General features: G+C 65.6%; 24 protein-coding genes. 19 read left to right on the top strand and 5 right to left on the bottom strand.

Going from position 1 to position 24,377, the window contains the following annotated elements; genetic code table 11:
* Positions 1 to 23: 23 nt before the first annotated feature.
* From LV476_RS05755 to LV476_RS05705, 11 genes are all read left to right on the top strand, one after another.
* Positions 24 to 794: an S-methyl-5'-thioinosine phosphorylase gene (locus LV476_RS05755; RefSeq protein WP_250074309.1), complete on the top strand. Its 771-nt coding sequence runs from the start codon at positions 24 to 26 to the stop codon at positions 792 to 794.
* A 134-nt stretch (positions 795 to 928) separates the two neighbouring features.
* Complete coding sequence (gene thrC / locus LV476_RS05750) at positions 929 to 2,095, top strand: threonine synthase (protein WP_250074307.1); 1,167 nt, start codon at positions 929 to 931, stop codon at positions 2,093 to 2,095.
* A gap of 142 nt (positions 2,096 to 2,237) precedes the next feature.
* A complete protein-coding gene (gene atpD / locus LV476_RS05745) occupies positions 2,238 to 3,671 on the top strand; it encodes a F0F1 ATP synthase subunit beta (RefSeq protein WP_250074304.1) in 1,434 nt (477 codons plus the stop codon).
* A 19-nt stretch (positions 3,672 to 3,690) separates the two neighbouring features.
* Entirely contained in the window at positions 3,691 to 4,080 is a 390-nt protein-coding gene (locus tag LV476_RS05740) for a F0F1 ATP synthase subunit epsilon (RefSeq protein WP_250074302.1), read from the top strand.
* On the top strand, positions 4,073 to 4,417 hold the full coding sequence (locus LV476_RS05735) for an AtpZ/AtpI family protein (RefSeq protein ID WP_250074300.1): 345 nt from the start codon (positions 4,073 to 4,075) through the stop codon (positions 4,415 to 4,417). The genes LV476_RS05740 and LV476_RS05735 overlap by 8 nt, the downstream gene beginning before the upstream one ends.
* Positions 4,410 to 4,721 (top strand): ATP synthase subunit I, encoded by a 312-nt coding sequence (locus LV476_RS05730; protein ID WP_250074298.1) that lies wholly within the window; start codon positions 4,410 to 4,412, stop codon positions 4,719 to 4,721. The genes LV476_RS05735 and LV476_RS05730 overlap by 8 nt, the downstream gene beginning before the upstream one ends.
* Positions 4,712 to 5,395, top strand: a complete 684-nt coding sequence (locus tag LV476_RS05725) for a F0F1 ATP synthase subunit A (protein WP_250074296.1) — start codon at positions 4,712 to 4,714, stop codon at positions 5,393 to 5,395. Before LV476_RS05730 ends, LV476_RS05725 begins: the two co-directional genes overlap by 10 nt.
* A 26-nt stretch (positions 5,396 to 5,421) precedes the next feature.
* On the top strand, positions 5,422 to 5,700 hold the full coding sequence (locus tag LV476_RS05720) for a F0F1 ATP synthase subunit C (RefSeq protein WP_250074294.1): 279 nt from the start codon (positions 5,422 to 5,424) through the stop codon (positions 5,698 to 5,700).
* Positions 5,701 to 5,703: 3 nt separating this feature from the next.
* Positions 5,704 to 6,513: a F0F1 ATP synthase subunit delta gene (locus tag LV476_RS05715; protein ID WP_250074292.1), complete on the top strand. Its 810-nt coding sequence runs from the start codon at positions 5,704 to 5,706 to the stop codon at positions 6,511 to 6,513.
* Complete coding sequence (locus LV476_RS05710; RefSeq protein ID WP_250074290.1) at positions 6,510 to 8,072, top strand: alternate F1F0 ATPase, F1 subunit alpha; 1,563 nt, start codon at positions 6,510 to 6,512, stop codon at positions 8,070 to 8,072. The genes LV476_RS05715 and LV476_RS05710 overlap by 4 nt, the downstream gene beginning before the upstream one ends.
* Positions 8,069 to 8,947 carry a F0F1 ATP synthase subunit gamma gene (locus LV476_RS05705; protein ID WP_250074288.1) on the top strand — a complete coding sequence of 293 codons (879 nt, stop codon included), beginning with the start codon at positions 8,069 to 8,071 and terminating at the stop codon, positions 8,945 to 8,947. The genes LV476_RS05710 and LV476_RS05705 overlap by 4 nt, the downstream gene beginning before the upstream one ends.
* Positions 8,948 to 9,026: 79 nt before the next feature.
* Here LV476_RS05705 and LV476_RS05700 read toward each other — a convergent pair whose 3' ends face one another.
* Both LV476_RS05700 and soxC read right to left on the bottom strand, forming a co-directional pair.
* Positions 9,027 to 9,680, bottom strand: a complete 654-nt coding sequence (locus LV476_RS05700) for a c-type cytochrome (RefSeq protein WP_250074285.1) — start codon at positions 9,678 to 9,680, stop codon at positions 9,027 to 9,029.
* Positions 9,658 to 11,031, bottom strand: a complete 1,374-nt coding sequence (gene soxC, locus LV476_RS05695; RefSeq protein ID WP_250074283.1) for a sulfite dehydrogenase — start codon at positions 11,029 to 11,031, stop codon at positions 9,658 to 9,660. Before soxC ends, LV476_RS05700 begins: the two co-directional genes overlap by 23 nt.
* 417 nt (positions 11,032 to 11,448) lie before the next feature.
* Between soxC and LV476_RS05690 the strand changes: the two genes are divergently transcribed.
* The 6 genes from LV476_RS05690 to LV476_RS05665 all read left to right on the top strand — a co-directional run bounded on the left by LV476_RS05690 (position 11,449) and on the right by LV476_RS05665 (position 17,264).
* Positions 11,449 to 11,922 (top strand): molybdenum cofactor biosynthesis protein MoaE, encoded by a 474-nt coding sequence (locus tag LV476_RS05690; protein ID WP_250074282.1) that lies wholly within the window; start codon positions 11,449 to 11,451, stop codon positions 11,920 to 11,922.
* Between the two features lie 16 nt (positions 11,923 to 11,938).
* The gene (locus tag LV476_RS05685; RefSeq protein ID WP_250074279.1) at positions 11,939 to 13,132 is read left to right on the top strand and encodes a molybdopterin molybdotransferase MoeA; all 1,194 of its coding nucleotides are present in this window, start codon (positions 11,939 to 11,941) and stop codon (positions 13,130 to 13,132) included.
* Positions 13,129 to 13,617, top strand: a complete 489-nt coding sequence (gene moaC, locus LV476_RS05680; RefSeq protein ID WP_250074278.1) for a cyclic pyranopterin monophosphate synthase MoaC — start codon at positions 13,129 to 13,131, stop codon at positions 13,615 to 13,617. Before LV476_RS05685 ends, moaC begins: the two co-directional genes overlap by 4 nt.
* Before the next feature lie 276 nt (positions 13,618 to 13,893).
* A complete protein-coding gene (gene moaA / locus LV476_RS05675; RefSeq protein ID WP_250074276.1) occupies positions 13,894 to 14,880 on the top strand; it encodes a GTP 3',8-cyclase MoaA in 987 nt (328 codons plus the stop codon).
* A 156-nt stretch (positions 14,881 to 15,036) separates the two neighbouring features.
* Positions 15,037 to 16,425, top strand: coding sequence for an NfeD family protein (locus tag LV476_RS05670; RefSeq protein ID WP_250074275.1), 1,389 nt, complete (start codon positions 15,037 to 15,039; stop codon positions 16,423 to 16,425).
* 50 nt (positions 16,426 to 16,475) lie between these two features.
* Complete coding sequence (locus tag LV476_RS05665; protein WP_349665997.1) at positions 16,476 to 17,264, top strand: slipin family protein; 789 nt, start codon at positions 16,476 to 16,478, stop codon at positions 17,262 to 17,264.
* Positions 17,265 to 17,339: 75 nt separating this feature from the next.
* Here the strand turns inward: LV476_RS05665 and LV476_RS05660 are convergent, their stop codons facing one another.
* Complete coding sequence (locus LV476_RS05660) at positions 17,340 to 18,611, bottom strand: Npt1/Npt2 family nucleotide transporter (protein ID WP_250074272.1); 1,272 nt, start codon at positions 18,609 to 18,611, stop codon at positions 17,340 to 17,342.
* A gap of 105 nt (positions 18,612 to 18,716) precedes the next feature.
* Here LV476_RS05660 and LV476_RS05655 point away from each other — a divergent pair, with 105 nt between their 5' ends.
* Positions 18,717 to 19,607: a serine hydrolase gene (locus LV476_RS05655; protein ID WP_250074270.1), complete on the top strand. Its 891-nt coding sequence runs from the start codon at positions 18,717 to 18,719 to the stop codon at positions 19,605 to 19,607.
* 26 nt (positions 19,608 to 19,633) lie between these two features.
* On the opposite strand, the gene LV476_RS05650 is transcribed toward LV476_RS05655, so the two are convergent.
* Positions 19,634 to 20,923 (bottom strand): hypothetical protein, encoded by a 1,290-nt coding sequence (locus tag LV476_RS05650; RefSeq protein WP_250074267.1) that lies wholly within the window; start codon positions 20,921 to 20,923, stop codon positions 19,634 to 19,636.
* 40 nt (positions 20,924 to 20,963) lie between these two features.
* Complete coding sequence (locus LV476_RS05645; RefSeq protein WP_250074265.1) at positions 20,964 to 23,948, bottom strand: PEP/pyruvate-binding domain-containing protein; 2,985 nt, start codon at positions 23,946 to 23,948, stop codon at positions 20,964 to 20,966.
* Positions 23,949 to 24,128: 180 nt separating this feature from the next.
* Here LV476_RS05645 and LV476_RS05640 point away from each other — a divergent pair, with 180 nt between their 5' ends.
* A complete protein-coding gene (locus tag LV476_RS05640; RefSeq protein WP_250074262.1) occupies positions 24,129 to 24,377 on the top strand; it encodes a hypothetical protein in 249 nt (82 codons plus the stop codon).

Here is a 24,377-nt window from a genome sequence, read left to right as displayed (position 1 = left end):
AACCCCTTTCGGGAGGAGCTGACGTGCATCTGGCAATCATCGGCGGGACTGGACTGTCCCAGATCGAAGGCATCGAAGACGTGCGCCACCAGATGGTTTCGACGCCGTTCGGCGAGCCCTCCGGGCCCGTGACCATCGGCCGGCTGCAGGGGTGCGATGTGGTGTTTCTGCCTCGTCACGGCTACAACCACCGCATCCCTCCGCACCAGATCAACTACCGCGCCAATATCTGGGCGCTCCGCGAGCTCAACGTCAGCCGCATCCTCGCCGTGGCAGCCGTCGGTGGTATTCACCCCGACATGGGGCCGGGATCGCTGGTCGTGCCCGACCAGCTGATCGACTACACCTGGGGGCGGCCGTCGACCTACTACGAGGGCGATCTCGAATCGGTGACCCACGTGGACTTCACCTACCCCTACGACGAGTCGCTGCGCCAGGCGTTTCTTGCCGCCGGGAAGGCGCTCCACATCCCGATGGCCGATGGTGGCACCTACGGGGCCACGCAGGGACCACGGCTCGAGACCGCCGCTGAGATTCGCCGTCTGGAACGCGACGGTTGCGACGTGGTGGGCATGACGGGCATGCCCGAGGCGGTGCTGGCCCGCGAGGCCGAGATCGAATACGCCAGCCTCAACGTGGTGGCCAACTGGGCCGCCGGCGTTCACGATGGCGATATCGTCTCGATGGCGGAAATCGAGAAGACCCTGTCGAACTCGATGCGCGGGGTACGCAAGGTGCTCAAGCAGATCCTCAGCGGCGAGGACTGCATGCTCTGCCGCGTCGCGGCCGGCTGAGTCTGCCACCCGAGGAATCCGCCCCCTGACAGTCGCCCGCTGGCAGGGTAAAATGCCCGCAAATCATCCAGCTCGCCGCCTGGTGCGCCGTTCACACGGCCGCGCTGGCGGCGCGTCATCCAAGCGAGATCTCCATGACGCATCAAAGCCGCTACACCGGTCTGCTCGACCGGTATCGTGACCGTCTGCCGCTGTCCGACGACACCCGCCTGATCAGCCTGGGCGAGGGTGCCACGCCGCTCATCCGGCTGCACAACCTGCCCAAGGTGCTGGGCCGCTCGGTGGACATCTACGTCAAGTTCGAGGGCCTCAACCCGACCGGTTCGTTCAAGGATCGCGGCATGACCATGGCGGTGACCAAGGCCGTCGAGGAGGGCTCCAAGGCGATCATCTGCGCCTCGACCGGCAACACCTCGGCGGCGGCCGCGGCCTACGCTGCGCGTGCCGGCATCACCGCCTTTGTCATCATCCCGGACGGCAAGATCGCCATGGGTAAGCTGGCCCAGGCGATGATGTACGGCGCGACCATCCTGCAGATCCGGGGCAACTTCGACGACGGCATGCGTCTGGTCAAGGAAGTCGCCGAAGAGGCGCCGGTGACCATCGTCAACTCGGTCAACCCGTACCGCCTGCAGGGGCAGAAGACCGCCGCCTTCGAGATCATCGAGGAACTGGGTCGCGCGCCGGACTACCACTGCCTGCCGGTCGGCAATGCCGGCAACATCACCGCGCACTGGATCGGCTACTGCGAGTTCTCGGCCGCCTCGGGCGACGAGGTCACCGAGTCCTGCGCCTACTGCAACGGCAAGTGCCCGTTCGCCGGCGGCGGTTCGGGCGGCAACCGACCCAAGATGGTCGGCTACCAGGCCAGCGGTTCGGCGCCGTTCATGCGCGGCGAGATGGTCGACGATCCGGACACCGTCGCCACCGCTATCCGCATCGGTCATCCGCAGAGCTGGGACCGCGCCTGGAAGGTGATGGACGAGTCCGGTGGCTGGTTCGCCGAGGTCTCGGACGCCGAGATCCTGGCCGCCCAGCGCATGCTGACCCAGCACGAGGGCATCTTCTGCGAGCCGGCCTCCGCCGCCTCGCTGGCCGGCCTGATCAACGACCTCGAGGCCGGCAAGATCCAGGACGGCTCGAGCATCGTCCTGACTCTGACCGGCAACGGCCTGAAGGACCCGGATACCGCCATCGGCCAGTGCACCGGCGACATGCCGGGCGTCGACAAGGCCACCATGGTCACCATCGACGCCGATCTCGACTCGGTGCGCAACGCGATCCTCGGTTTCATGGGCTGATCGCCACGAAGCACGGTCGATGCCATGACAACCCCGCCACCCGGCGGGGTTTTCTTTTGTTCGCGGCAGGCTGCGATTCGCCCGGCCATCACCTACTCTCCATGAACAGGCGTTGAATCTGGTTCCGGAGAGCGATCGAGCAATGGACGAGCCGAATCGTGGCGTGGTGGTGTCCGTGCGCGGCAGTGTTGTCGAGGTGCGCTTCGAGGGCCGCCTGCCGCCGGTGTACAGCTTGCTGCGCGCCGGAGACGAGGGCGAGATCGTGATCGAGGTCCTGATGCAGAGCGGCGATGCCCGCGTGCGCGGTGTGGCCCTCACGCCCATACAGGGGCTGGCGCGCGGATCGACGGTCACCGATACCGGTGGGCCGCTGAAGGCGCCGGTGGGACGGCCGGTACTGTCGCGCATGCTGGATGTCTTCGGCAACGTCATCGACCGCGGTCCGCCACTGACAGGCGTGGACTGGCGTTCGGTGCACCGTGCGCCACCGCCTCTGGAGCGGCGTTCCACGCGGGCCGAAATCTTCGAGACTGGCATCAAGGTCATCGACGTGCTGATGCCGATGGAGCGCGGCGGCAAGGCCGGCCTGTTCGGCGGGGCGGGCGTGGGCAAGACGGTGCTCCTGACCGAGATGATCCACAACATGATCGGCCACCAGGAAGGCGTGAGCATCTTCTGCGGTGTTGGCGAGCGCTGCCGCGAGGGCGAGGAGCTCTATCGTGAGATGAAGGAGGCCGGCGTGCTCGACGACATGGTGATGATCTTCGGCCAGATGAATGAATCGCCCGGTAGCCGTTTCCGCGTTGGCCACGCGGCCCTGACCCTGGCGGAGTACTTCCGCGACGACGAGCGCCGCGACGTGCTGCTGTTGATGGACAACATCTTCCGCTTCATCCAGGCCGGCTCGGAGGTCTCCGCATTGATGGGGCAGATGCCGTCTCGGCTCGGTTACCAGCCGACCATGGGCTCGGAACTGGCCGGCCTGGAAGAGCGCATTGCCAACACCGACGCCGGCGCGATCACTTCGATCCAAGCGGTGTACGTCCCGGCGGACGACTTCACCGACCCGGCCGCCGTACACACCTTCTCGCATCTGTCGGCCTCAATCGTGCTGTCGAGAAAGCGTGCCGGCGAGGGGCTCTACCCGGCGATCGATCCGCAGCAGTCCCGCTCGAAGATGGCCACGCCCAGCGTGATCGGCGAGCGCCATTACCGGCTTGCCCGCGAGGTGCGCCAGACCTTGGCGCAGTACGAGCAACTCAAGGACATCATCGCGATGCTCGGGCTCGAACAACTTTCGGCCAGCGATCGCGGCGTGGTGGACCGGGCAAGGCGTCTGGAGCGATTTCTTACTCAGCCGTTCTTCACCACCGAGGCCTTCACCGGCCTGCCGGGCAAGCTGGTATCGCTTGAGCAGGCTCTGGACGGCTGCGAGCGCATCCTCGCCGACGAATTCAAGGACCTGCCGGAAAGCGCCCTGTACATGATCGGCCCGGTCGACGAGGCCTACGACAAGGCCGAGAACGAGTCGGACGAGTCCGCCCGCCCCGCCGGCTCGCCGGCCGCTGTGGGGTGAGGCCATGGCGAGGCGAGCGATGACATTGCGGGTCCTGCTGCCTTTCGCTGTCTTCCTCGACCGATCGGATGTGGTCCGGATCGTGGCGGAGGGGCGCTCGGGCGCGTTCGGCATCCTGCCTCGTCGCCGGGACGGGGTGGCCGCCCTGCCTCCCGGCATACTGGTCGTCGAAACCCTCGAGCAGGGCGAGAACTATGTGGCGGTGGATGAAGGTGTGCTGGTCAAGACAGGCCGCGAAGTGCGGGTGTCGGTGCGTGATGCGCTCGCCGGTGCCGACCTTGGCGAGCTGCGCGAGGCCGTCGAGGCGCGCTTTATGAGCCTTGACGAACATGAGCGGAGCGTCCGGTCGGTGATGGAGAAACTCGAGAGCGGCCTGATCCGACGATTGGCGGAGTTCCAGCATGACTGAGGGGCGCGATGAGAGAGAGGTCGACCGTAACGACGGCAACGACTTCAGCCGTGCCGTGGGTGCCAAGGCAGCGCGCAAGCTGGCTGCCCAGCGCGACACCACTCACGGTGTCTGGTTCGGCCTGGGCATGATGGGGCTGGTCGGCTGGTCCGTGGCGGTGCCGACCCTGCTGGGTGCACTTGCCGGATTGTGGCTCGACGGGCACTACCCCGCACCATTTTCCTGGACGCTGGCACTGATTGTGGCCGGCCTGATGCTCGGTTGCCTCAACGCCTGGCGCTGGGTCAGTCGCGAACGTCAGGCAATCGACTCGATCGGGGAGGATGCGGATGAATGATCTGTTGGCCCTGCCGCTGGCCGTCATTGCCGGGTTCGCGCTGGGGCTGTTCTTCTTCGGCGGACTGTGGTGGACCGTCCAGCGTGGGGTGATCACACGTCACCCAGCGTTGCTATTCATCGGCAGCATGGTCCTGCGCCTTGCTGTGGCGGCCGGGGGCTTCTGGCTGATCTCGGCTGGCGACTGGCGACGACTGGTCGCCTGCCTGGCCGGTTTCCTGGTCGCCCGCTGGCTGGTGACACGTTGGACGCGCCGGCAGCAGGCTCCCGCCAAGATGGGCGAGGAGAGTCGATCGTGCAGCTAAGCCCCGACGAGATCGTGCTGTGGCAGGCCGGCTGGTTGAAGCTCAACGCGACCATCCTGTTCACCTGGGCGGTGATGCTGTTGCTGGTGCTGGGCTCATGGCTGATCACCTCGCGGCTGTCGAGCGGCGAGGCGCGCTCGCGCTGGCAGAACCTGCTAGAGATCATCGTTATCCAGATCGAGCGGCAGCTTGATGACGTCGGTCTTGATAGTCCGCGCGAGCACGTGGGGTTTCTCGGCACACTCTTCCTGTTTATCGCCGTCTCGGCACTCTGCACCATGATTCCCGGTTACCTGGCGCCCACCGGCTCGCTGTCAACCACCACCGCGCTGGCCTTGAGCGTATTCGTCGCCGTGCCTTTCTACGGCATCGCCGAACAGGGGGTGGGCAGCTACCTGCGGTCGTATGCCCGGCCGACCCCCATCATGCTGCCGTTCAACGTCATCAGTGAGTTCTCGCGGACACTGGCGCTGGCGGTGCGCCTGTTCGGCAACATGATGAGCGGGGCGATGATCATCGGCATCCTGCTGACGATCACGCCGTTCCTGTTCCCGGTCGTCATGACGGCGCTCGGCTTGCTTACCGGGATGGTACAGGCCTATATCTTCTTCATTCTGGCTGCTGTCTACATCGCGGCGGCCACGCGGGTGCACCGGACCGACACCGATCGCTGACAGTCATCAAGGGGAGAAGGGAAACCATGGACAGCATGACCATTATCGCGGTGGTCTCCATCGTCACCGCCGGCCTGACGCTGGGAATCGGCGTACTGGGGCCGTCGCTGGGCGAGGGGCGTGCAGTTGCCACCGCCCTGACCTCGTTGGCACAGCAACCGGATGCCGCCCCCACTATCACGCGGACGCTGTTCGTCGGCCTGGCGATGATCGAGTCGACCGCCATCTATTGCTTCGTGGTCGCGATGATCCTTTTGTTCGCCAATCCGTTCTGGAACCACTTTCTCGCCGCGACGGGTGGCTGATCGATGCTGGTCGACTGGTACACCGTCGCCGCCCAGGTGATCAACTTTGCGGTCCTGGTATGGCTGCTCAAGCGCTTCCTGTATCGCCCGATCCTGGAGGCGATCGACGCCCGCGAGAAGCGCATCAGTAATTCACTTGCCGAGGCGGATGCAACGCGAGCCGAGGCCGAACGCGAACGCGAGACTTTCGAGGAACGCAATGCCGACTTTGAAAGGCAGCGCGACCGGCGGCTTAAAGAGGTGGCCGAGGAAGCGCGCGAGGAGCATCACCGCCTGATGGAAGCGGCGCGGCGCTCTGCCGAACAGCTTCGCGAGCGTCAGATCGAGTCGTTAAAACGGGAGCAGGAGCGTCTGGGGGACGAACTGATGCGCGAGGCCCGCGAACAGGTCCTGGCCATCACTCGGCGGGCCCTGCGTGATCTTGCCCATCGTGACCTCGAGGAGGCAATGACGTCGGTGTTCCTCGAGCGGCTGACGTCGTTGGACGAGGGCGAGCGGCAGCGTCTGACCGAGCAACTGGCGGGAGAGGCTGACGCGGTCCGGTTGCGCACGGCTTTCCCGCTGTCCGACGAGCAGCGGCAACGTCTCCAGAAGTCCCTTTCAGACATCCTGGTCCTGAAGGCCTCGGTGCGTTTCGAGGTCGCCCCCGAGATCATCGGCGGCATCGAACTGGCCACCGACGGTGAGAAGTTGGGGTGGAGCATCGACGAGTATCTCCGGGCCCTGCGTCACCATCTGGCCGAACGGCTCGACGGGGAGGTCGGGGAAAGGAGCGACGGCGACCGCCCGGCCACGGAGGCCCCGTCGCCATGACGGCGCCCGACCAGCTGCTCGCCAACGAACTCGAGCAGGGTCTGCGTGGTCTTGGCGAGGCCTGCGACTCGTTCGCGCCCCGGATCGGCGTGCGTGAAATCGGTCACGTGCGCAGTGCGTCGGCGGGTATCGCGCGGGTGACCGGATTGCCGAATGTCGGCTACGAGGAACTGCTGCGATTCCCGCGCGACGTCATGGGCATCGCGTTCAACGTCGATGCCGACGAGATCGGGGTGGTGCTGCTCGGCGAGCACTGGCAGCTCCAGGCGGGGGACGAGGTGGAACGAACCGGCCGGGTAATGGATGTGCCGGTTGGCGAGGAGCTGATCGGGCGTGTCATCGACCCGCTGGGCCGGCCGCTGGACGATCGGCCGGCGCCGCGTGGTAGTCGTCGTCTGCCGATCGAACGTCCCGCGCCGGCGATTATGGATCGCGCCCCGGTAGCCGAGCCGCTGCAGACCGGGATTAAGGTGATCGACGCCATGATCCCGATAGGCCGCGGCCAGCGGGAGCTGCTCCTTGGCGACCGCCAGACGGGCAAGAGCAGCATAGCGATCGACACCATTCTCAACCAGCGCGACAAGAACGTCTTCTGCCTTTACTGCGCGATCGGGCAGCGCACGGCGTCGGTGGCCAAGGCCGTTGCCACGCTGCGTGCGCATGGGGCGATGGAATACACCACTGTCGTGGTGACCGAGGGCAACGGCCCGCCGGGACTTTCCTACATCGCACCCTATGCGGCCACCAGCATAGCCGAGCACCTGATGGCCGAAGGGCAGGATGTGCTGATCGTCTACGACGACCTGACCCAGCATGCGCGCGCCTACCGTGAGCTCTCCCTCCTGTTGCGCCGGCCGCCGGGGCGCGAGGCCTTTCCCGGCGATATCTTCTACATCCACTCGCGGCTGCTCGAGCGGGCGACTCACCTGCGCGAGGAGGAGGGTGGCGGTTCCCTGACCGCGTTGCCCATCATCGAGACCGAGGCGCAGGACATCTCGGCCTACATTCCCACCAATCTGATATCGATCACCGACGGGCAGGTCTACCTGTCGCCGTCGCTGTTCGAGCTCGGCATGCTGCCGGCAGTCGACGTGGGCAAGTCGGTTTCCAGAGTGGGCGGCAAGGCACAGTTCAAGGCATTCCGTCGCGAAGCCGGAGCTCTCAAGCTCGCCTACGCCCAGTTCGAGGAGCTGGAAACCTTCGCCCGTTTCGGTGCGCGGCTGGACGAGCACACGCGGCGCCGAATCGATCACGGTCGACGCATTCGGGCCAGCCTGAGACAGCCAGAGGCAAGCCCGGTGCCCGTGGCCGAGCAACTGGTAGTGCTGATGGCGCTCAACGAGCAATTGTTCGAACGAGTGCCTCTGGAGCGGATGCCCGAGGCCGAGCACGCGTTGCGGGCGGCCGTGACGGACCTGCCGGAGGCCCTGCGCCGACGTCTGCAGGCGGGGGAGGTCGTGACGGCGGAGCAGCATGCACGCATCATCGAGGTGGCGCGGGATGCGGTGGCATCGATTGCGGTAAACCCGGAGGACAGTCAGGAAGGGACGACCTCGTGACCGCAGGCATGCTGGCATTGCGTCACCAGATAGAGAGCGCACGTGACCTGCAATCGGTCGTGCAGACAATGAAGGCGCTCTCGGCATCGAGTATCGGCCAGTTCGAGGAGTCGGTGCGTGCCCTGGAGGACTACCACCGGACGGTCACCCTGGGGCTGGCGGCCGCGTTGAGGGGCAAGGCTGGCGAGGCGGTTCCGGCACCGGCGGGCAATCGAGGCGAAAGGGTGCGGGTGGCTATCGTGTTCGGGTCCGATCAGGGGCTGGCCGGCCAGTTCAACGAGCGGATCGCGGCCGTCGCCGGGCGTCGCCTCGGAGGAGAGGGCGACACATTGCATCTGTGGGCGGTCGGCGAACGTGTGGAGGCGCGGTTACTGGATCTTGGCCTGGCGGTGCAGGGGCGCTTCGACGTGCCCGCTGGCGTCCACGGGGTCGGCGAGTTGGTTGGCCGCCTGTTGCTGGCAAACGAGGATCAGCTGGGTGATACCGAGGCAACCGAACTGCACTTGTTCCACAATCGGCCGGGCGGCGATGCCCCGTTCGAGCCGACTCACCGGCGACTGTTGCCGCTGGATCGTGACTGGCTCGTCTCACTCAGGGATCAGCCATGGCCGACGAACAACCTGCCCGAGGTGATGGGGGAGGGGGGAGACACCCTGCGGGCCCTGCTGCGCGAGTATCTGTTTGTGACGCTGTTCCGGGCCTGTGCCGAGTCGCTGGCGAGCGAAAACGCGGCTCGCCTGGCGGCCATGCAACGGGCCGATCGCAATATCGAGGACATGCTCGAACGGCTCGAAACGCGCTTTCATCACCAGCGGCAGAGCGGTATCGACGCGGAGCTGTTCGATCTGATCGCGAGCTTCGAGGCCCTCGGCTAGGCGGCCGGAACAGGATTGCCGGACACAAAAAAAGCCCCGCCAGTGGCGGGGCTTTTTCTTACCGAGAGTTTGTCGCGATTTACTCGCTGACGCCGGTTACCGCGGCGCCGACAACCTTCGGCTTCTCGTCGTAGCAGTCGCTCATGCAACGCTTGTTGTCCACGTCCGGACGGGTGTCGGTGACGTAGTACTCACGTGCCGGCATGTCGACGTCTGCGAGCGTCTCGTTGCTGCAGGTGAAGTCCATGTCGACGATGCCGCCCAGGTTCAGGACGTAGCAGGTGACAGCGTAGGACTCGTCAACACCCATGGTGCCCGGTGCGTAGAACGGCATGTGGCGCTTGATCATGTCGAACAGCGTCGGAGCGTGGCCCCAAGCGTTGTTCACGCCACGGTTGCCTACGCCATCGAGGCCCTGCTTGAGGGACTGGATGAACGCGGGCATCGGGTCGCCGGCCATCTTCGGGTAGCCCTCGGCGCCTTCACCGAACGCGCCGTGGCACATGGCGCACTTGGCGTCATACGGCTGCTGGCCCGCCTCGACGGTGCCCGAGCCCTTCGGCAGGTTGGTGCCGTCGTAGAACACACTGATGTCCCACGGATCGACGGCTTTCTCGGTGATGTTCGCGCCGATGCCGTTGAAACCGCCTGCGATACCGGCGGTGCTCAGGCCCAGGGCCATCACACCAGCGGCAAGACCCAGGCCGAACTTAGAAGTTTTCAATTTGGACATTCTTCACCTCGCCGGTCTTCTCGATTTTCCAGGCCTGAATGGAGTTCTTGTGGTAGATGCTGTTGGTGCCGCGAACGTTGCGCAGCTGCATCAGGGTCGGCTGGACATAGCCGGTCTCGTCGGTGGCCCGGCTCATGATCAGGTGCTCGTCCCCGTTCCACTCGAACGGCAGCTTGAACTTGGTCACGCACTTGCTCATGACCGGCTCGACCAGTTCGGCCTCTTTCCAGTTCTTGCCACCATCGACGGATACGTCGACGTGAGCGATCTTGCCGCGACCCGACCAGGCGATACCACGGATCTCGTAGGCGCCTTTGCCCTTCATCTGGTTGTCCGGGCACGGGTAGTTGATGACGGAGTTCGTCTCGTTCACCAGCGAGAACTGGCGGATGGTGCCATCCGGCAGCGGCTCGATGTAGTGGCGGGTCTCCTGGTAGGTGACCAGCGGCTTGTCGACGAACTTGATGCGGCGCAGCCACTTGATCGACATGTTCGCTTCGCAGCCCGGGAGCAGGAAGCGGATCGGGTAGCCGTTTTCCGGACGCAGCGCTTCGCCGTTCTGGGCGTAGGCGATCATCGCGTCCTTGTACATCTCGCAGCTGTCAGCCGGCAGCGGCTCGCCGAACTGGTCCTTGGCGCCTTCCATCGGGATGGAACGCTGCAGGGCAGAACCGTCGGTGCCTTCGGCGTACAGCCAGGTCGACTTCGGATCGACACCAACGTACTCCATCAGGTCGGTCAGCTTGACGCCGGTCCACTCGGAGCAGGCCATCATGCCGTGGGTGAACTGCATGGAGTCCATCTGGACGCCGCGCCATTCCATTGCGCCGTTGGCCGGGCACTCGAGGAAGTGGATCGCGGTGTGCGACGGCATGCGCTTGAGATCTTCCATGGTGAAGATCATCGGCTTGTCGACCATGCCGTGGATAACCAGGCGGTGGGTCTCAGGATCAACGTCGACGGCACCGGCGTGGTGACGCTCGAAGTGCAGGCCGTTCGGCGTGATGATGCCGTTGAGGTCCTGCCACGGGGTGAAGCTGATCGAGGCGACGGTATCGGCGGTCAGCCAGCTGACGTTGCGACGAACGACGTGCTTCTCGAACTTCGACGGCATGCCGTAAGGAACGGATACCACGCCGCGGCCGAGGATGTTGCGGGTCGCGCCAGGCTTCAGCGGATCCGTTACGGTCTCCAGCTTGACGTCACCTGCGTAGGCATTGCCGGCGGCTGCAGCGGCAGCGCCAGATGCCGCCAGCGCGACGCTCTTGCGGAGGAATTTGCGACGGTCGCTGGAAGCCACGCCCTCGCGGGCATCGCTCTGCGGCGTCTGATCAAGTGTGGTTTCTGACATTGCTCACTCCTGCATCGTAGGCAATTGGTCGGATCAACTCATTTCGATCCATTCCGTGCCTTGCGGTTCTCCGACAACCGCAAGGCGCGCATTTTTGAGGACAGGCCGGCGGCTTGCCGATGTCGCCAATTGACCCGCTATTGTTCATGGGTCTTCCGGTCGGGTCAATCCAGACAGGGGTCCATGATCGACCACCGGATCAAAAATTTGAACCGGCAGCAATCTACATCAGAGGGTTCTAATTAACAACCGAGGCCGGTTTTGAACATTTAATGGGGTATCAGTCATGCAGGCGGCTTCAAGCGGGCTTCCTGGCCAGGCGGCATGCTACCGCGCCCCGGCAATAACGCCCTTGGCCGGCGCACGCCGGACCGTTATAGTCTGCCGGAAATATCCAGAAGGGCATCGACAGCAACCGTGTACCGTTCCATTCGTGTTCAAGAGGCCGATTTCGACATCGGCGGTGTGCTCGGCGAACTGCGTTCGCAGTGCGCTCATGTGGGTGCGGTGGCGAGCTTCCTCGGCACCGTGCGCGACATCAACGACGATCTCGAGGTCAGCGACCTGGTGCTCGAGCACTATCCGGGCATGACCGAGCGCGCCCTGGGACGGGTGGCGGACGAAGCGATTTCCCGGTGGCCACTGGCCGGCGTGAGCATCGTTCATCGAGTGGGTCACCTGCGGCCCACGGATCAGATCGTGCTGGTCGCGGTCGCCAGTGCCCACCGACGTGATGCGCTGGATGCTTGCACCTTCATCATGGATTACCTCAAGACGCACGCGCCATTCTGGAAGAAGGAGGTTGATCCCGAGGGCAACACCCGCTGGGTGGATGCTCGTGAGAGCGACGAGGCGGCGCGCCGCCGCTGGTTTGCCGAGTTCGAGGACTGAAGGGGTGGCCGCGCCGATGGATACGGTCGATAACGTGGTTGCGCGCCTGCGCGACTGGATCCAGCCACTCGGGGATGCCGAGCAGGTGCCGGTGCTCGAGTCGGTCGGCCGGGTGCTGGCCGAGCCGGTCACCGCGCCGCGCGACGTGCCGGTTGCCCCGTTGAGCCTGTTCGACGGTTACGCGGGTGCCGGCCCTCTGGTGGCCGGCGAGTCGTGTCCGGTCGTCGGCAAGCAGTTCGCCGGCGACCCGCCCGCGACCCTCGAGCCAGGGACCGCGATGCGCATCTTTACCGGGGCGCTGTTGCCGGAAGGGGCCGATACGGTCATCGCCCAGGAATCCGTCGAGATCGATGCCGACCGGGCCTGTTGGCAGGCTGACGTCTCGCAGGGCGATGGCGTGCGTCAGACCGGTGCGGATACGCGTGAAGGCGAGCGGCTGTTGTCCGCCGGCACGCGTGTCACGGCCGCCATGCTCGGCCTGCTCGCCAGCACGGGGCAGGCAAAAGTGACGGTCGGTCGGCGGGTGCGCGTGGCCCTGTTGACGACCGGTGACGAGCTGCTCGCGCCCGGCGATCCGTTCGCGCCGGGCAAGATCTACGATGCCAACGGGCCGATGCTGGAGGTGCTGCTGGCTGCTGCTGGTGTCGAGATCGTCCAGCGAGCCGTGCTGCCCGATGACCGCTCCGAAATTGACGCGCGCCTGCGCGAGGCGGCCGAGGCCGACCTGATCGTCACCTCCGGCGGTGTGTCGGTGGGGGAGGCCGACCTGGTGCGCGCCGGAGTCGAGGCGCTGGGACGCATCGATCACTGGCGCATCTTCCTCAAGCCGGGCAAGCCGTTGGCAATCGGTGAGGTGCTGGGCACGCCGTTCCTCGGCCTGCCGGGCAACCCCGTTTCCACTTTCGTCACCTACCTGCGCTTTGTGCGTACGGCGATCGACCGGCTGGCCGGGCAGGAAGATCCCGGCGCGTGGCCGACGCTGCCGCTGCCGCTGGCCTCGGCGAGAACCGGTGGGGATCGGCCGGAGTACATCCGCGTGCGCCGTGTCGAGGTCGACGGTCGGGTGATGCTCGACGTCTACCCGGACCAGAACTCGGGGCTGTTGAGCTCGCTCGCCTGGGCCGACGGCCTTGCATTGATCCCGCCCGGAGCCCGTCTTGCCGCCGGCGATACAGTCGAATTCACCGCCTTCAAGGAGCTTGGTCTATGAGCCGCACACTCACCCACCTGGACGAGAAGGGCGAGGCCCGCATGGTCGACGTTGGCGACAAGGCGCACACCCAGCGTGTCGCCGTGGCCGAGTCACGCATCGTCATGCAGCCCGAGACCCTAGAGCTGATCCTCTCGGGCGGCCACAAGAAGGGCGACGTACTCGCCACCGCGCGGATCGCCGGCATCATGGCGGCCAAGCGCACCGGCGATCTGATCCCGATGTGTCACCCGCTGATGCTCACCAAGGTGAAGGTCGAGCTCACGCCGGAGCCGGAACAGCATGCCGTGCACATCACCGCCGAGTGTGCCGTGACCGGTCAGACCGGCGTGGAGATGGAGGCGCTGACCGCTGCCTCGGTTGCCGCGCTGACCCTGTACGACATGTGCAAGGCCGTCGATCGCGGCATGGTGATCGAGCAGACCCGGTTGCTGGAGAAGCGGGGCGGCAAGAGCGGCCACTGGCAGGCCGACGCCGCGTCCTGACGCCAGGCCGCCGGCCACGTTGATCGTGCGTTATCCGTTCGGTTTGTCTCGCCATAACGCTTGCATTTTCATGCGTGGCTGATACCGTTATGTCCAAGTGAACATGACGCACGTTTCACTTGCTCCTGCATAGCAGGCTCCGGTCGAGGCCGATTCCGACCCCTCGGTCCCGGCCGGACCCATTCCCGCGCGATCGGCCGCCGTGCCGGTCACGCTTCTTTCAGACACCCATGCCACTCGGATGTCGGCATGGTCCAGGCAAGGGCTGACAAGACAATGCAGCAGTTGACCGACCCCTTCGGACGTTCCATCAACTACCTGCGGCTGTCCGTGACGGACCGCTGCGACCTGCGCTGTTTCTACTGCATGCCCGAGGGCTTCAAGGACTTCGAGGTCCCCGAGCACTGGCTCACCCCCGACGAGATCGAGCGCCTGGTGGGCGTGATGGCCGACATGGGCCTCTCCCATGTGCGGATCACCGGCGGCGAGCCGTTGGTGCGCAAGGGCATCGAGGACATTGTCGGCCGGGTCGCGTCGATGCCCGGCATTCAGGACGTGTCCCTGTCGACCAACGCCACCCGCATGAACAAGATGGCCGAGACCCTGCGCGCCGCCGGGGCCGATCGGATCAACGTCAGCCTCGACACACTCGATCCCGAGCGCTTCAAGTCGATCACCAAAGGCAAGGTCGACAAGGTCCTCAACGGCCTGGCCGCCGCCAAGGATGCCGGCTTCGATCCGATCAAGATCAATGCCGTGGTGATGAAGGACCTCAACGAGCACGACATGGAAGATCTGCTCGACTACTGCATCGACAACGGTTTCAGCCTGCGCATGATCGAGACCATGCCGATGGGCGAGACCGGCCGCGACGCCATCGATCGCTACGTCAGCCTGCAGGACGTCAAGAAGCGCCTCAAGGCGAAATACGACCTGATTCCCGCAGTCAACTCGGTCACCGGCGCCGGTCCGGCGCGCTACCTGCAGGTGGCGGGTACCGAGACCATGGTCGGTTTCATTACCCCGATGTCCGACCATTTCTGTGAGACATGCAACCGCGTGCGCCTGTCCTGCGACGGCACCATGTACATGTGCCTGGGACAGGAGGAGAGCTTTTCCTTCCGCCCGCTGCTGCGAAAGGGCATTCCCGACGACGAGCTCAAGGAGGCGCTGATGCAGGCGATCGCTCTCAAGCCCGAGCGCCACGAGTTCACCGAAAAACCCGAGAAAGTGGTCCGCTTCATGTCGATGACCGGCGGCTGACGGCTGTCTCTCGACACTCGGTAAAAGAGGCCGCCCATGGGCGGCCTTTTTCGTGGACGGGGCGTTCCTGCCCGGGACAGATCAATGACCTATGCTGGTGTCGGGTTCCGGCCGTCATTGCGGTCGGTGACGGAAGTAAGGAGACGGGTATTCGGCATGCAGGCAGCATCCCACGAGGGAAAAAGGTTCCGGATCGCATGGCGCTGGTTCGCGTGGGTGCTGGTGGCCTTGGCCGGGCTGGTCTGGCTGATTGCCGCCACGGCCCAGGATCGCCAGCGCGAGGCGATCCTGCTGACGGTGCAGGATGCGATCACGCCGGCGACTGCCGATTACGTCATGCGCGGTATCGAATCGGCGGAGACGTCCGGGGCCGAATTGGTCGTCCTGCAACTCGATACGCCCGGCGGCCTCGATTCCAGCATGCGGTCGATCATCCAGGCGATTCTCCAGGCCCGCGTACCGGTAGCGAGCTACGTCCACCCGGCCGGGGCACGGGCCGCCAGTGCTGGCACCTACATACTCTACGGTTCGCCGGTGGCGGCGATGACGCCATCGACCAACCTCGGCTCGGCCACGCCGGTTCAGATCGGCGGCGGTGGCCTGCCCGGCATGCCGTCGCCGGATGAGGGCGGCAATGGCAATGGCGAGGAGGAGCCCGCCAAGGCGGGTAGTGCCATGGAGCGCAAGGTGCTCGAGGACGCGGTCGCCTACATCCGTGGGCTGGCGGAGCGTCACGGGCGCAACGCCGACTGGGCCGAGAAGGCGGTTCGCGAAGGCGCCAATCTCGGGGCGCGCGAGGCACTCGAGCAGAATGTGATCGACATCGTCGCCAAGGACGTTTCCGATCTGCTTGCCCAGCTCGACGGCCGCGAGGCGCTGGTCGGCGGAACGCCACGGACGCTCTCGACCGACGACCTCGAGGTGGTGCGCAAGGACCCGGGCTGGCGCGCCGAGCTGCTCGCCGTGATCACCAATCCCAATATCGCGTATATCCTGCTCCTGATCGGGATCTACGGCATCATCTTCGAGCTGGCCAACCCCGGCGCAATCGTGCCCGGGACGATCGGCTCGATCGCGCTCATCCTGGCCTTCTTCGCCCTGCAGGTGATGCCACTCAACTACGCGGGCCTGGCACTGATTCTGCTGGGTATTGTGTTCATGATCGCCGAGGCGTTCGTGCCCAGTTTCGGCGCGCTTGGCATCGGCGGCCTGGCCGCTTTCACCGCGGGATCCATCATGCTCTGGGACGACCCCAACCTGAATATTGCCCTGCCACTGATCATCGGCGTTGCGCTCGGCATCGCCGGCTTCTCCATCTGGGTGCTGGGCCGCTTTCTCGACGTGCGGCGCAAGAAGCCGGCCACCGGTTACGAGGAAATGGTGGGCATGGAAGGTACGGCGCGCGAGGACTTTTCCGCCACCGGCCGGGTGTGGGTGCACAGCGAGCTGTGGAATGCGCGCACCCGTTCGCCGGTCCGCTCCGGGCAGACGGTACGGGTGGTGGCCATCGACGGGCTGACGCTGACCGTCGAGCCGGTGGAATAGTGACGACGAGACGATAACGAAGGGCCGAGGGCCCCGGGAGGAGACGGACGATGCTCGGTAATTTCGGTGTTCTGGTGGTGCCACTGATCATCCTGGTCGCGATCATCGCGATGTCGCTCAGGGTGCTGCGCGAGTACGAGCGCGGCGTGGTGTTCTTTCTCGGCCGGTTCCAGCGGGTGAAAGGGCCCGGTCTGATCATCGTCGTGCCGGTGATCCAGCAGATGGTCAAGGTCGACCTGCGCATCATCACTCTCGATGTCCCCAGTCAGGATGTGATCTCGCAGGACAACGTCACCGTGCGGGTCAATGCGGTGCTCTACTTCCGGGTGGTCGATTCGGAGAAGGCGGTGATCCAGGTGGAGAACTACTACGCCGCCACCAGCCAGCTCGCACAGACCACGTTGCGGTCGGTGCTCGGCAAGCACGACCTCGACGAAATGCTCTCCGAGCGCGACAAGCTCAACAACGACATCCAGGGCATCCTCGACCAGCAGACGGATGCCTGGGGCATCAAAGTCACCAACGTCGAGATCAAGCACGTCGACCTGGACGAGTCCATGATCCGCGCGATCGCCCGCCAGGCCGAGGCCGAGCGGGAGCGGCGCGCCAAGGTTATTCACGCCGAGGGCGAATTCCAGGCTGCCGAGCAACTCGTCAATGCCGCGAGGATGATGGAGGAGAGCCCGGCGGCGCTGCAGCTGCGCTACCTGCAGACCATGGCGGACATGTCGACCAGCGGCAAGACCAGTTCGATCTTCTTCCCGCTGCCAATGGAGCTCACCGGCGCCTTCCAGCAGTTCGCGGAACACTTTACGCCGAAGGGGCGTGGGGAGGGCTGACGACCGCCCGGCAAAGCCTGCGGACAAAAGACCCGGCCCCTGGAGCCGGGTTTTTTCATGCCCGGCGAGAGACCCTCATGAATTGCGGTGGATTGTCTCGGCCCGCTCCAGTAGATCTCGGTAGCGGGTGCCCAGCCGGGTCAATACGAGCATCCACACCAGACAGATGCCGAGCACCAGCCACGCCAGGCCGGCCGCCTCGAGCGGCCAAGGGATCCACTGCGTGAGCAGCAGGATCAGCAGCGAGCCGGTCACCTTGAACAGCCGGTAGCCGAACATGTCGATCCAGGCCTTGGCACGGAACATCAGCAATGGCGCGATCGGGACGTACAGGAGCTCTTTGGAGGCGCGGTTGATCGAGTAGGACAGGCCGCGGTCGGCGATCTTGAGAAAAGCGCCCGCCTGCAGCGTGGCCTGCGACATGAACCAGAGGCTGCCGGCCAGCACGGCGAGCGGTTGGACGAACAGGCCGCCAAGCGCGCCGAGCCAGCGGTGGATTAGCGGCGTGATCAGCAGGTTGATGCCGATGGCCACCGCGCTGAGTACGCTGAAGAACGCGCCCAGATAGGCGGTGCGCGCGTCCCGGTCAGTGATGGTCGCCTCGACCACCTTCATGAACTGATACTCGATGATCGGCTCGGCCATCTGGGCGAGCAGCAGGATCAGGGCGATCAGCAGCAGGTATCGGTGATGCAGGATCGCGCGCCAGTCGCCTGTCGATGGGCTGACGTGACTGTCCACGCCGTGCTTCTCGGTGTACAGGCCCAGGCGCCCCATAAGCAGGGTGAGCAGGGCCAGCAACCCGAACAGGGCCGCCCCGATGGGAAGCAGGTCCATCGTTTCCAGACCGAACTGACGGATCCACGCGCTCGACGCGATCCCGCCGACAACCCCGCCGACCAGCCCGCCGGTCGCGATGAAGCCGTACCAGCGCTTGCCCTCGCGCGTGGTGGACATGCTGTTGGTCAGGCTCCAGAACTGCTCCACCAGGATCACGCTGGTCATGTCGACGAAGACATAGAACGCGAACGCGGGCGCGAAGCCGCCATTGTCGATCAATGGGTAGAGTGCCAGCAGCACCCCGATGACGATCGTGCAGGTGCCGAGCACCACATGGATGCGCGAGAAGCGCGCAATCAGACGGTGGTAGAGCCCGATGGTCAGTCCGAGCGCGATGGCCGTAGCAATCCAGACCCAAGGCAGGGCATCGGCACCCAGTGCACTGAGGAACAGCGAGCGGCTCGCCGGCTTGAGGTGGTACACCGCGGCGATGATCAGAAAGAAGTTCGTGAACAGCAGCACGCGGCGCAGCGTCAGCGAGGTTTCATGGCGCGGCAGCAGATTCACACGGGGTCCCTCCGTCGAGCTATCACCATGACTTTACGGCAAAAGTGCGGTATTGTGGCGGAGATTTTGTGTTTGATTCCGACCGGCTCCGGTCAGGAGGTGGCCATGCGGCTGATGTGGGCGATGATGTTGTTGGTAGGCAGCGCGTGGGGCGCGGCGCAAGCTGCGCTGCCCGCCGATGCCTCCACCCTGCGCGATGCTGCCGACCCGACCCTGCAGGCCCGCCTCGAGGCCCGGCTGGACGAACTGCGACTGAACGACAGCGTATCGGCGGGCCAACTGGCCGTGACCCTGGTGGACGTGACCGATCCCGAGCGGCCGCGTCTGGCCGAGGTCAACGGTGACGAGATGCTCTACGCGGCCAGCCTGCCCAAGATCGCCATCCTGCTGGCAGCCTTCCAGCGCATCGATCAGGGCGAACTGGCACTGGATGCGGAAACCCGCGATCTGCTCACACGGATGATCCGGAAGTCCTCCAACTCGGCTGCCACCGAGATGATCCGCCGAGTGGGGCGTGACTACATCAACGATGTGCTCCGTTCGCCACGCTATCGCCTCTACGACGAGGAGCTCAACGGCGGGCTTTGGGTCGGCAAGGAGTACGGTCGCGGCTCGGCCTACGAGCGTGACCCCCTGCACCATCTCTCGCACGGGGCGACCACCTTCCAGGTGGCGCGGTTCTACTACCTGCTCGAGACCGGCGGCCTGGTTTCTCCCAAATGGTCGCGGGAGATGAAGTCGATCCTCGGTGAGCCGGCCATCAATCACAAGTTTGTTGGCGGGCTGCTGCACGAGGCGCCGGATGCGCAGATCTATCGTAAATCCGGCAGCTGGCGCGAATGGCACGCCGACAGCGCGATCGTCGAGCACGGTGGGCGGACCTACATTGCCGTGGCGCTGGCCCGGAATGCTCGTGGTGGTGACTGGCTCAAGCGCCTGATCGTCGAGCTCGATGGCCTGATCCTCAAGTCGCCGGTACGCACCGCCGGTCTCTGATCGGGGACGGGGCAGCCGCACGCCTCTCACTCTCGCCAGCCGGTCAGCAGACGGTGGAGCCGGGTGGCGAACGTCTGGTGGGCGACCGCGGAATTCCTTCCCAGCACGTTCGACGTCATGGTCACCAGGTAGACGTGATCGGGGTCGCCAGCGGGCGACTCCACGATGGCGACCGAGTGCATGTAGTTGTAGACGTTGCCCCGATACTTACCGCAGTCCGGGTTCTTCTCCCGGTCGCACTTGTAGAGCGAGCCGGACTTGAAGTACACCGCCGCGTCCCGGAGCGCCGGTGACGAGGCATAGCGGATGCGCCGCTGAGTGATGTAGAGCAGGCGTTTCAGCTCGCGGCTCGACCAGGCATCCACCAGCTCACCCTTTTCCATCTTCACCAGCAGCTCCATCAGCGTTCGCGTGGTCGCGAGGCTGTTGGTGCCGGGCATGCGCTGCTTGCCTTTCGAGGTGAAGAACGCCCCCTGACGCAGGGTTTCCGTGTCGAAGCCGTTGCGCGCCAGCGGGGTGAGCAGGGCGTCCAGCAGCACCTCGCGCCGCTCGCTCCACGACAGCTCCTCGAACAGTTCCGATTCGCGCTCCGGGGGCACCGGATAGGCGTCGCCGAAGTAGTGGAGCAGCACTAGCTGCTTCATCACCGCGCTGGCCGCGGCATTGGAGCTAGCGGAGAGGGTCCAGTCGAGATAGGTCCACAGGTTGGCGGTGTCGCCCACCCGCAGCGGGCGGCGCGTGAAGCGTTGTCGCTCGGCGCTCCACAGCGGCACCTTGTGGCTGTCCCAATGGATGAACTCGTCGGCCGTCACCTGCGTTTCGCGCAGCAGGCGCTTGCGGGCCTCGATGTCGTCTGGGTAGCGGTCGGCGATTGCCTGCAGCAGGGCGACGGCCAGCATTACCTTGCCGACGCTACCGGGCGTGCGGCGGGCATGGCCGTTGTGTTCGGCATAGAGCGGAGCGTCGGGATCGCTGATGTCGAGGACGCTGAGGCTGTATCGCGGTGCATCCGATCCCAGCAGCCCAACGATTCGCCGGGTGAGCTCCGGGTCTTTCGGCGGCAGCGAGAAGCCGGGCTGATCGGTCAGTCGTAGTTGAATCTGATCCCGATCGAGCAGGGCGCCGGGGTGGACCCGATTGCCCGGGATGACGCCGTCGTTGGCCAGACGATAGCCGGTCAGCCGCTCGATGCCGGTTTCCTCGGCGGCATCCAGTGGGTAGGCGCTCACCGTGCCGGGCGCGATCGCTGCCGCCAATACGGCGAGCAGGATGCCCGGCAGGCGACCAGAGGCTGACTGTCCGTTCCACGGGCTCATGAACTGAGCGTAGGCCAGTGCACAGGATGGTGCCTGCCGTTCATGGGGCGCCGCCGAACGGACCGCTGCGCGGCGGTTCGGATAAGGTGACATGCGTCGGGCGGCCGTGCCGGAGCGGGGCGTCCATGTCGGCCAGATAGGCGCTCGCCCGGGCGTGGCGGTTCTCAACCAGCGGGCGGGTCTGGAACAGCGCCAGCCGGCCGTCAACGAAGCCGAACTCGATGTCCGCCGGTGCGGGCGACCCGTCCTCTCCGGTCACCAACGAGCGGCGGTCGACATCATTCGCCAGCGCCCGCAGGCGTTCGATTTCCCCCTCGCTCAACAGGCGTGACGGACCCGCGGCCCGCACTTGCCGCAACCCGCCGCTGGCGACTGCCTCGCGGCGATAGGGGGCAGTTGCCTCGCTCAGCAGGCGCACGGCGCCGGTTTGACGGTGGATGCGCAGCTCCTCGGCGGCCTGTCCCTCGACGACACCCCCCAGGCCCTCGCTGGTGGCGACGCTCAGCCAGTGCGGGTCGCCGCTGTCGAGATCGACCGTCACCATCACTCCCGACTTGTCCACCGGCACCGTCGCCTGTAGCAGGACGGAGGGGTAGACGTGTTCGGGGCTGTCCATGCGCGCTTGTCGCCATGCGAAGGCCCGTTCGGTAAATGGCGAGGCCCAGACCTCGCGGATGGCGGCCACGATCGATTCGAACCCGACGACATGGGCTACGGTGCGATTCAGGCCGGCGCCGCTGAATCCCGGCAGATCCTCGACGTTGGTGTCGCTCCGGACGAAGATGCCGTCGGTATCGGCAGTTCCGAATGTTCCGGTCAGCGCGGCGCGCAGTGCACGCAGAAAGCCGGCGGGAAGTTCGGTGCGGCCGATCCATGCGCGCAGCCGTTCCAGTGTCGCGCGAGCCTCCTGACGGCGACGGTCGGGGTTGCCGATCCGGTCGAGTCGACGGTACTCGGCCTTGAGCCATTCCCGGGCGGATGGGCCACCGGCCTCGATCGGCTGGGCGAGGAGTTGTCGGAAGACGCCGAAGGGAATCACCACCCCGGGACTGACCTGCTGCGGGTAATGGTGGGCCAGTTCGCCGAGATTGGCCGCCTTCGGTCCGACCCGACGCCCCGAGTCGGCCGCCCGAAGGGAATGCAGCCGGATCAGCTCGGTGTGGTCGAGATCGAGTTTTTCGGTGTCGACCTCCAGTTTGCTCTCGGATGGCTGGTCCGATCGTGGGAAGAACCGGTCCCATTCCGGGCTGTCGCGTGCCAGCTGCACTCGTCCGCCGGGGCTGACGGCCAACACCACCGGTTTGCCGAAGAACGGCTCGATTCGGTCGAGTAGCTCGAAGTCGATCACCACGTTGGGAATGCCGAGGTTGCGGGCGAGCAGTTGCACGTGCGACAGCGAACTGCCCTCGTCCCGGGTGAGGATGCCGGCGATCGGCGGCAGGTCGGCGGTCGTCTCCGGCAAGACGTAGATGCCGTCGGCCTGGAAGGCGCCGATCTGGTTGGGGGCATCGGGCGCACGACGGAGCACCCCGCGGCGCAGCCCGGGGTTGAGGGCGCGCAAGCCGCCGCTGACCGACGTGCCGAATAACTCGTCCGGTGTGCCCAGCAGCCGCGAGGCATCGGCACGCAGCGGATCGATCACCCGGCTGAAGACCAGCAACGGGCTGTCACGCAGCCGGTCGGGGATGTAGTAGCGAACCGACGGCGCGAGTTCCGCCCAATGATCCAGTGCCGGGCCGAACTCGAACGCCATGGCCCGTTGCGCCCAGGTCACGACACGCGACAGGTAGGCCAGCCGGTCGGCGTAGTGGCTGGCCTCGAGCGGGGTTTCGCGAAGGTCTGCCACGGCCTCTTCCAGATATTTCTGCTGGCGGGCGGACAGCAAACCTGTTCCATAGAGGCTCTGGCCCAAGGCGGCCAGCCAGTCGAGGCGCTCGGCGCGGCTGGACGGCACTTGCTGTTGGCGGGCAGTGAGCTGGCTGCCGATGGCATAGGCCTCGTTCTCGAGCGCGAGACTGGCCCGCATGAGAAGCAGGCGGTTCTCCGCCGACAGGTCGTTGTCCGCGAGAATCAACTCGCGTGCCGTGGCAGCCAGTTCGCCGGTGGCGGTGAGGCGCTTGCCCAGGTCGTGGCTTGCGGTCAGCCGTTGTGCCGCGTCACCTAGCCACGAACGGAGCGCTGGGTCGCGGGTGTCGCTTGCCAGCTGTTCCAGCCGGTGCACGGCGGTCTGCGGCGCATGCAGGCGCTCGAGAGCCGCCACCAGCTCGTCGAATCGTTCGTCGAGTGCCGGATCGCCATGGGCCTCGGCGTAGTCGCGTACCCGTTCAGCATCGCCGGCATCTGGAAGGCCGTGTATCTTGCTGCGAAGTGGCTGGAAATTGGGGTCAACCTCGGCGATTTCGATGGCAAGGTCGCGGGCGAGGGTGGCGTCGCTTCTGCCTCCCTCTACCGGCAGGAGGCGAGTAGCCTCGCGCAGCGTGAGAAAGCGCTGCGGGTCGCGCCAGTATGGATCGTCGAGCAGGGCGAGCAGCAGTGTCCGTGTCTGGCGTTGCTCGTCCTCAAGCTGGATGGCGCCACGGTAGAACCGGGCGCGACGGAAGACCCAGCCGTCATCGAAGCGGATCAGGAAGCGCTCGACCAGTATCTCGCGTAACCGTTGGTGCTGGCCGTCGGGCCCGAGGAAATCCTCGGCTTCGAGCTCGGCCAGCAGGGTGGCGAAGGGGTAGCCCTGTGCCCGGATCGCCATGGCCCGCTCGTTCCATTGGCCGTGTTGTATCCCCCCACCATGCGGGCGGCACGCATAGGGCGTCGGGGGGAGGACGGTGCCGTCTTCGCAGAACCAGCGGATGCGTTCGAACGGCCCTCGCGGCGCGTTCTTCATGGTCTCTATCCAGGCGCGCATCTCCGCAGGGGTCGCGGAAACCGCCTCGTCCGCGACAGTGATCCCGGTTGCCGTGGCCGCCATGAGAGCCAGGGCGGGAGGCAGGAATCGGAGCGCGCGGCGATTGAGCAGGGCGTGCAGCATGGCCAGGTCATCACGACGGGGTGGCGGTCAGGGGGCGAACCCCTTCGTTAAGTCTAGACGCGGAAGACATCGTGGTGGGCGAATGAGCTGGCTCCGGGCAAGCCGAGCCGGTAGGATGCCGCCCCCGTCGTGGCCATCCCCGAGCCACAACCAAACGTCCTGCGTGTTGCCCCTGATCCGATGAGTACCAGTACGAGAGAAATCCTGACCAGTCAGGCCATCAAGTTTGCCCTGGACTGGCTTGCCGAGAACCGGGTGGAGATCGAGCCGCTCAAGCGGGCCGTCGCCGCCGAGATGGAGCGCTGGGATTACGCCCAACGGGTGCCCAGGGCCCAGTGCGAGGCGATCGTCGAACTGGCCGCCTCGCGCGCCGTGCGCCAGCACATCGAGCGACTCAAGGCACGGCGGTTCGAATGGACGCGCGCCTGA

Origin of the sequence: Guyparkeria hydrothermalis, from assembly GCF_023555385.1 — a bacterium.
GTDB classification, from domain to species: Bacteria; Pseudomonadota; Gammaproteobacteria; order Halothiobacillales; family Halothiobacillaceae; genus Guyparkeria; species Guyparkeria hydrothermalis_A.
The sequence above is the reverse complement of the archived record's forward strand: the minus strand, read 5'-3'. Positions and strand labels throughout refer to the sequence as shown.

Coding starts and splice junctions, on each gene's coding strand:
- thrC (WP_250074307.1), top strand. CDS start 929: ATGACGCATCAAAGCCGCTACACCGGTCTGCTCGACCGGTATCGTGAC.
- atpD (WP_250074304.1), top strand. CDS start 2,238: ATGGACGAGCCGAATCGTGGCGTGGTGGTGTCCGTGCGCGGCAGTGTT.
- LV476_RS05740 (WP_250074302.1), top strand. CDS start 3,691: ATGACATTGCGGGTCCTGCTGCCTTTCGCTGTCTTCCTCGACCGATCG.
- LV476_RS05735 (WP_250074300.1), top strand. CDS start 4,073: ATGACTGAGGGGCGCGATGAGAGAGAGGTCGACCGTAACGACGGCAAC.
- LV476_RS05730 (WP_250074298.1), top strand. CDS start 4,410: ATGAATGATCTGTTGGCCCTGCCGCTGGCCGTCATTGCCGGGTTCGCG.
- LV476_RS05720 (WP_250074294.1), top strand. CDS start 5,422: ATGGACAGCATGACCATTATCGCGGTGGTCTCCATCGTCACCGCCGGC.
- LV476_RS05715 (WP_250074292.1), top strand. CDS start 5,704: ATGCTGGTCGACTGGTACACCGTCGCCGCCCAGGTGATCAACTTTGCG.
- LV476_RS05710 (WP_250074290.1), top strand. CDS start 6,510: ATGACGGCGCCCGACCAGCTGCTCGCCAACGAACTCGAGCAGGGTCTG.
- LV476_RS05700 (WP_250074285.1), bottom strand. CDS start 9,680: ATGTCCAAATTGAAAACTTCTAAGTTCGGCCTGGGTCTTGCCGCTGGT.
- soxC (WP_250074283.1), bottom strand. CDS start 11,031: ATGTCAGAAACCACACTTGATCAGACGCCGCAGAGCGATGCCCGCGAG.
- LV476_RS05685 (WP_250074279.1), top strand. CDS start 11,939: ATGGATACGGTCGATAACGTGGTTGCGCGCCTGCGCGACTGGATCCAG.
- moaC (WP_250074278.1), top strand. CDS start 13,129: ATGAGCCGCACACTCACCCACCTGGACGAGAAGGGCGAGGCCCGCATG.
- moaA (WP_250074276.1), top strand. CDS start 13,894: ATGCAGCAGTTGACCGACCCCTTCGGACGTTCCATCAACTACCTGCGG.
- LV476_RS05670 (WP_250074275.1), top strand. CDS start 15,037: ATGCAGGCAGCATCCCACGAGGGAAAAAGGTTCCGGATCGCATGGCGC.
- LV476_RS05665 (WP_349665997.1), top strand. CDS start 16,476: ATGCTCGGTAATTTCGGTGTTCTGGTGGTGCCACTGATCATCCTGGTC.
- LV476_RS05655 (WP_250074270.1), top strand. CDS start 18,717: ATGCGGCTGATGTGGGCGATGATGTTGTTGGTAGGCAGCGCGTGGGGC.
- LV476_RS05650 (WP_250074267.1), bottom strand. CDS start 20,923: ATGAGCCCGTGGAACGGACAGTCAGCCTCTGGTCGCCTGCCGGGCATC.
- LV476_RS05645 (WP_250074265.1), bottom strand. CDS start 23,948: ATGCTGCACGCCCTGCTCAATCGCCGCGCGCTCCGATTCCTGCCTCCC.
- LV476_RS05640 (WP_250074262.1), top strand. CDS start 24,129: ATGAGTACCAGTACGAGAGAAATCCTGACCAGTCAGGCCATCAAGTTT.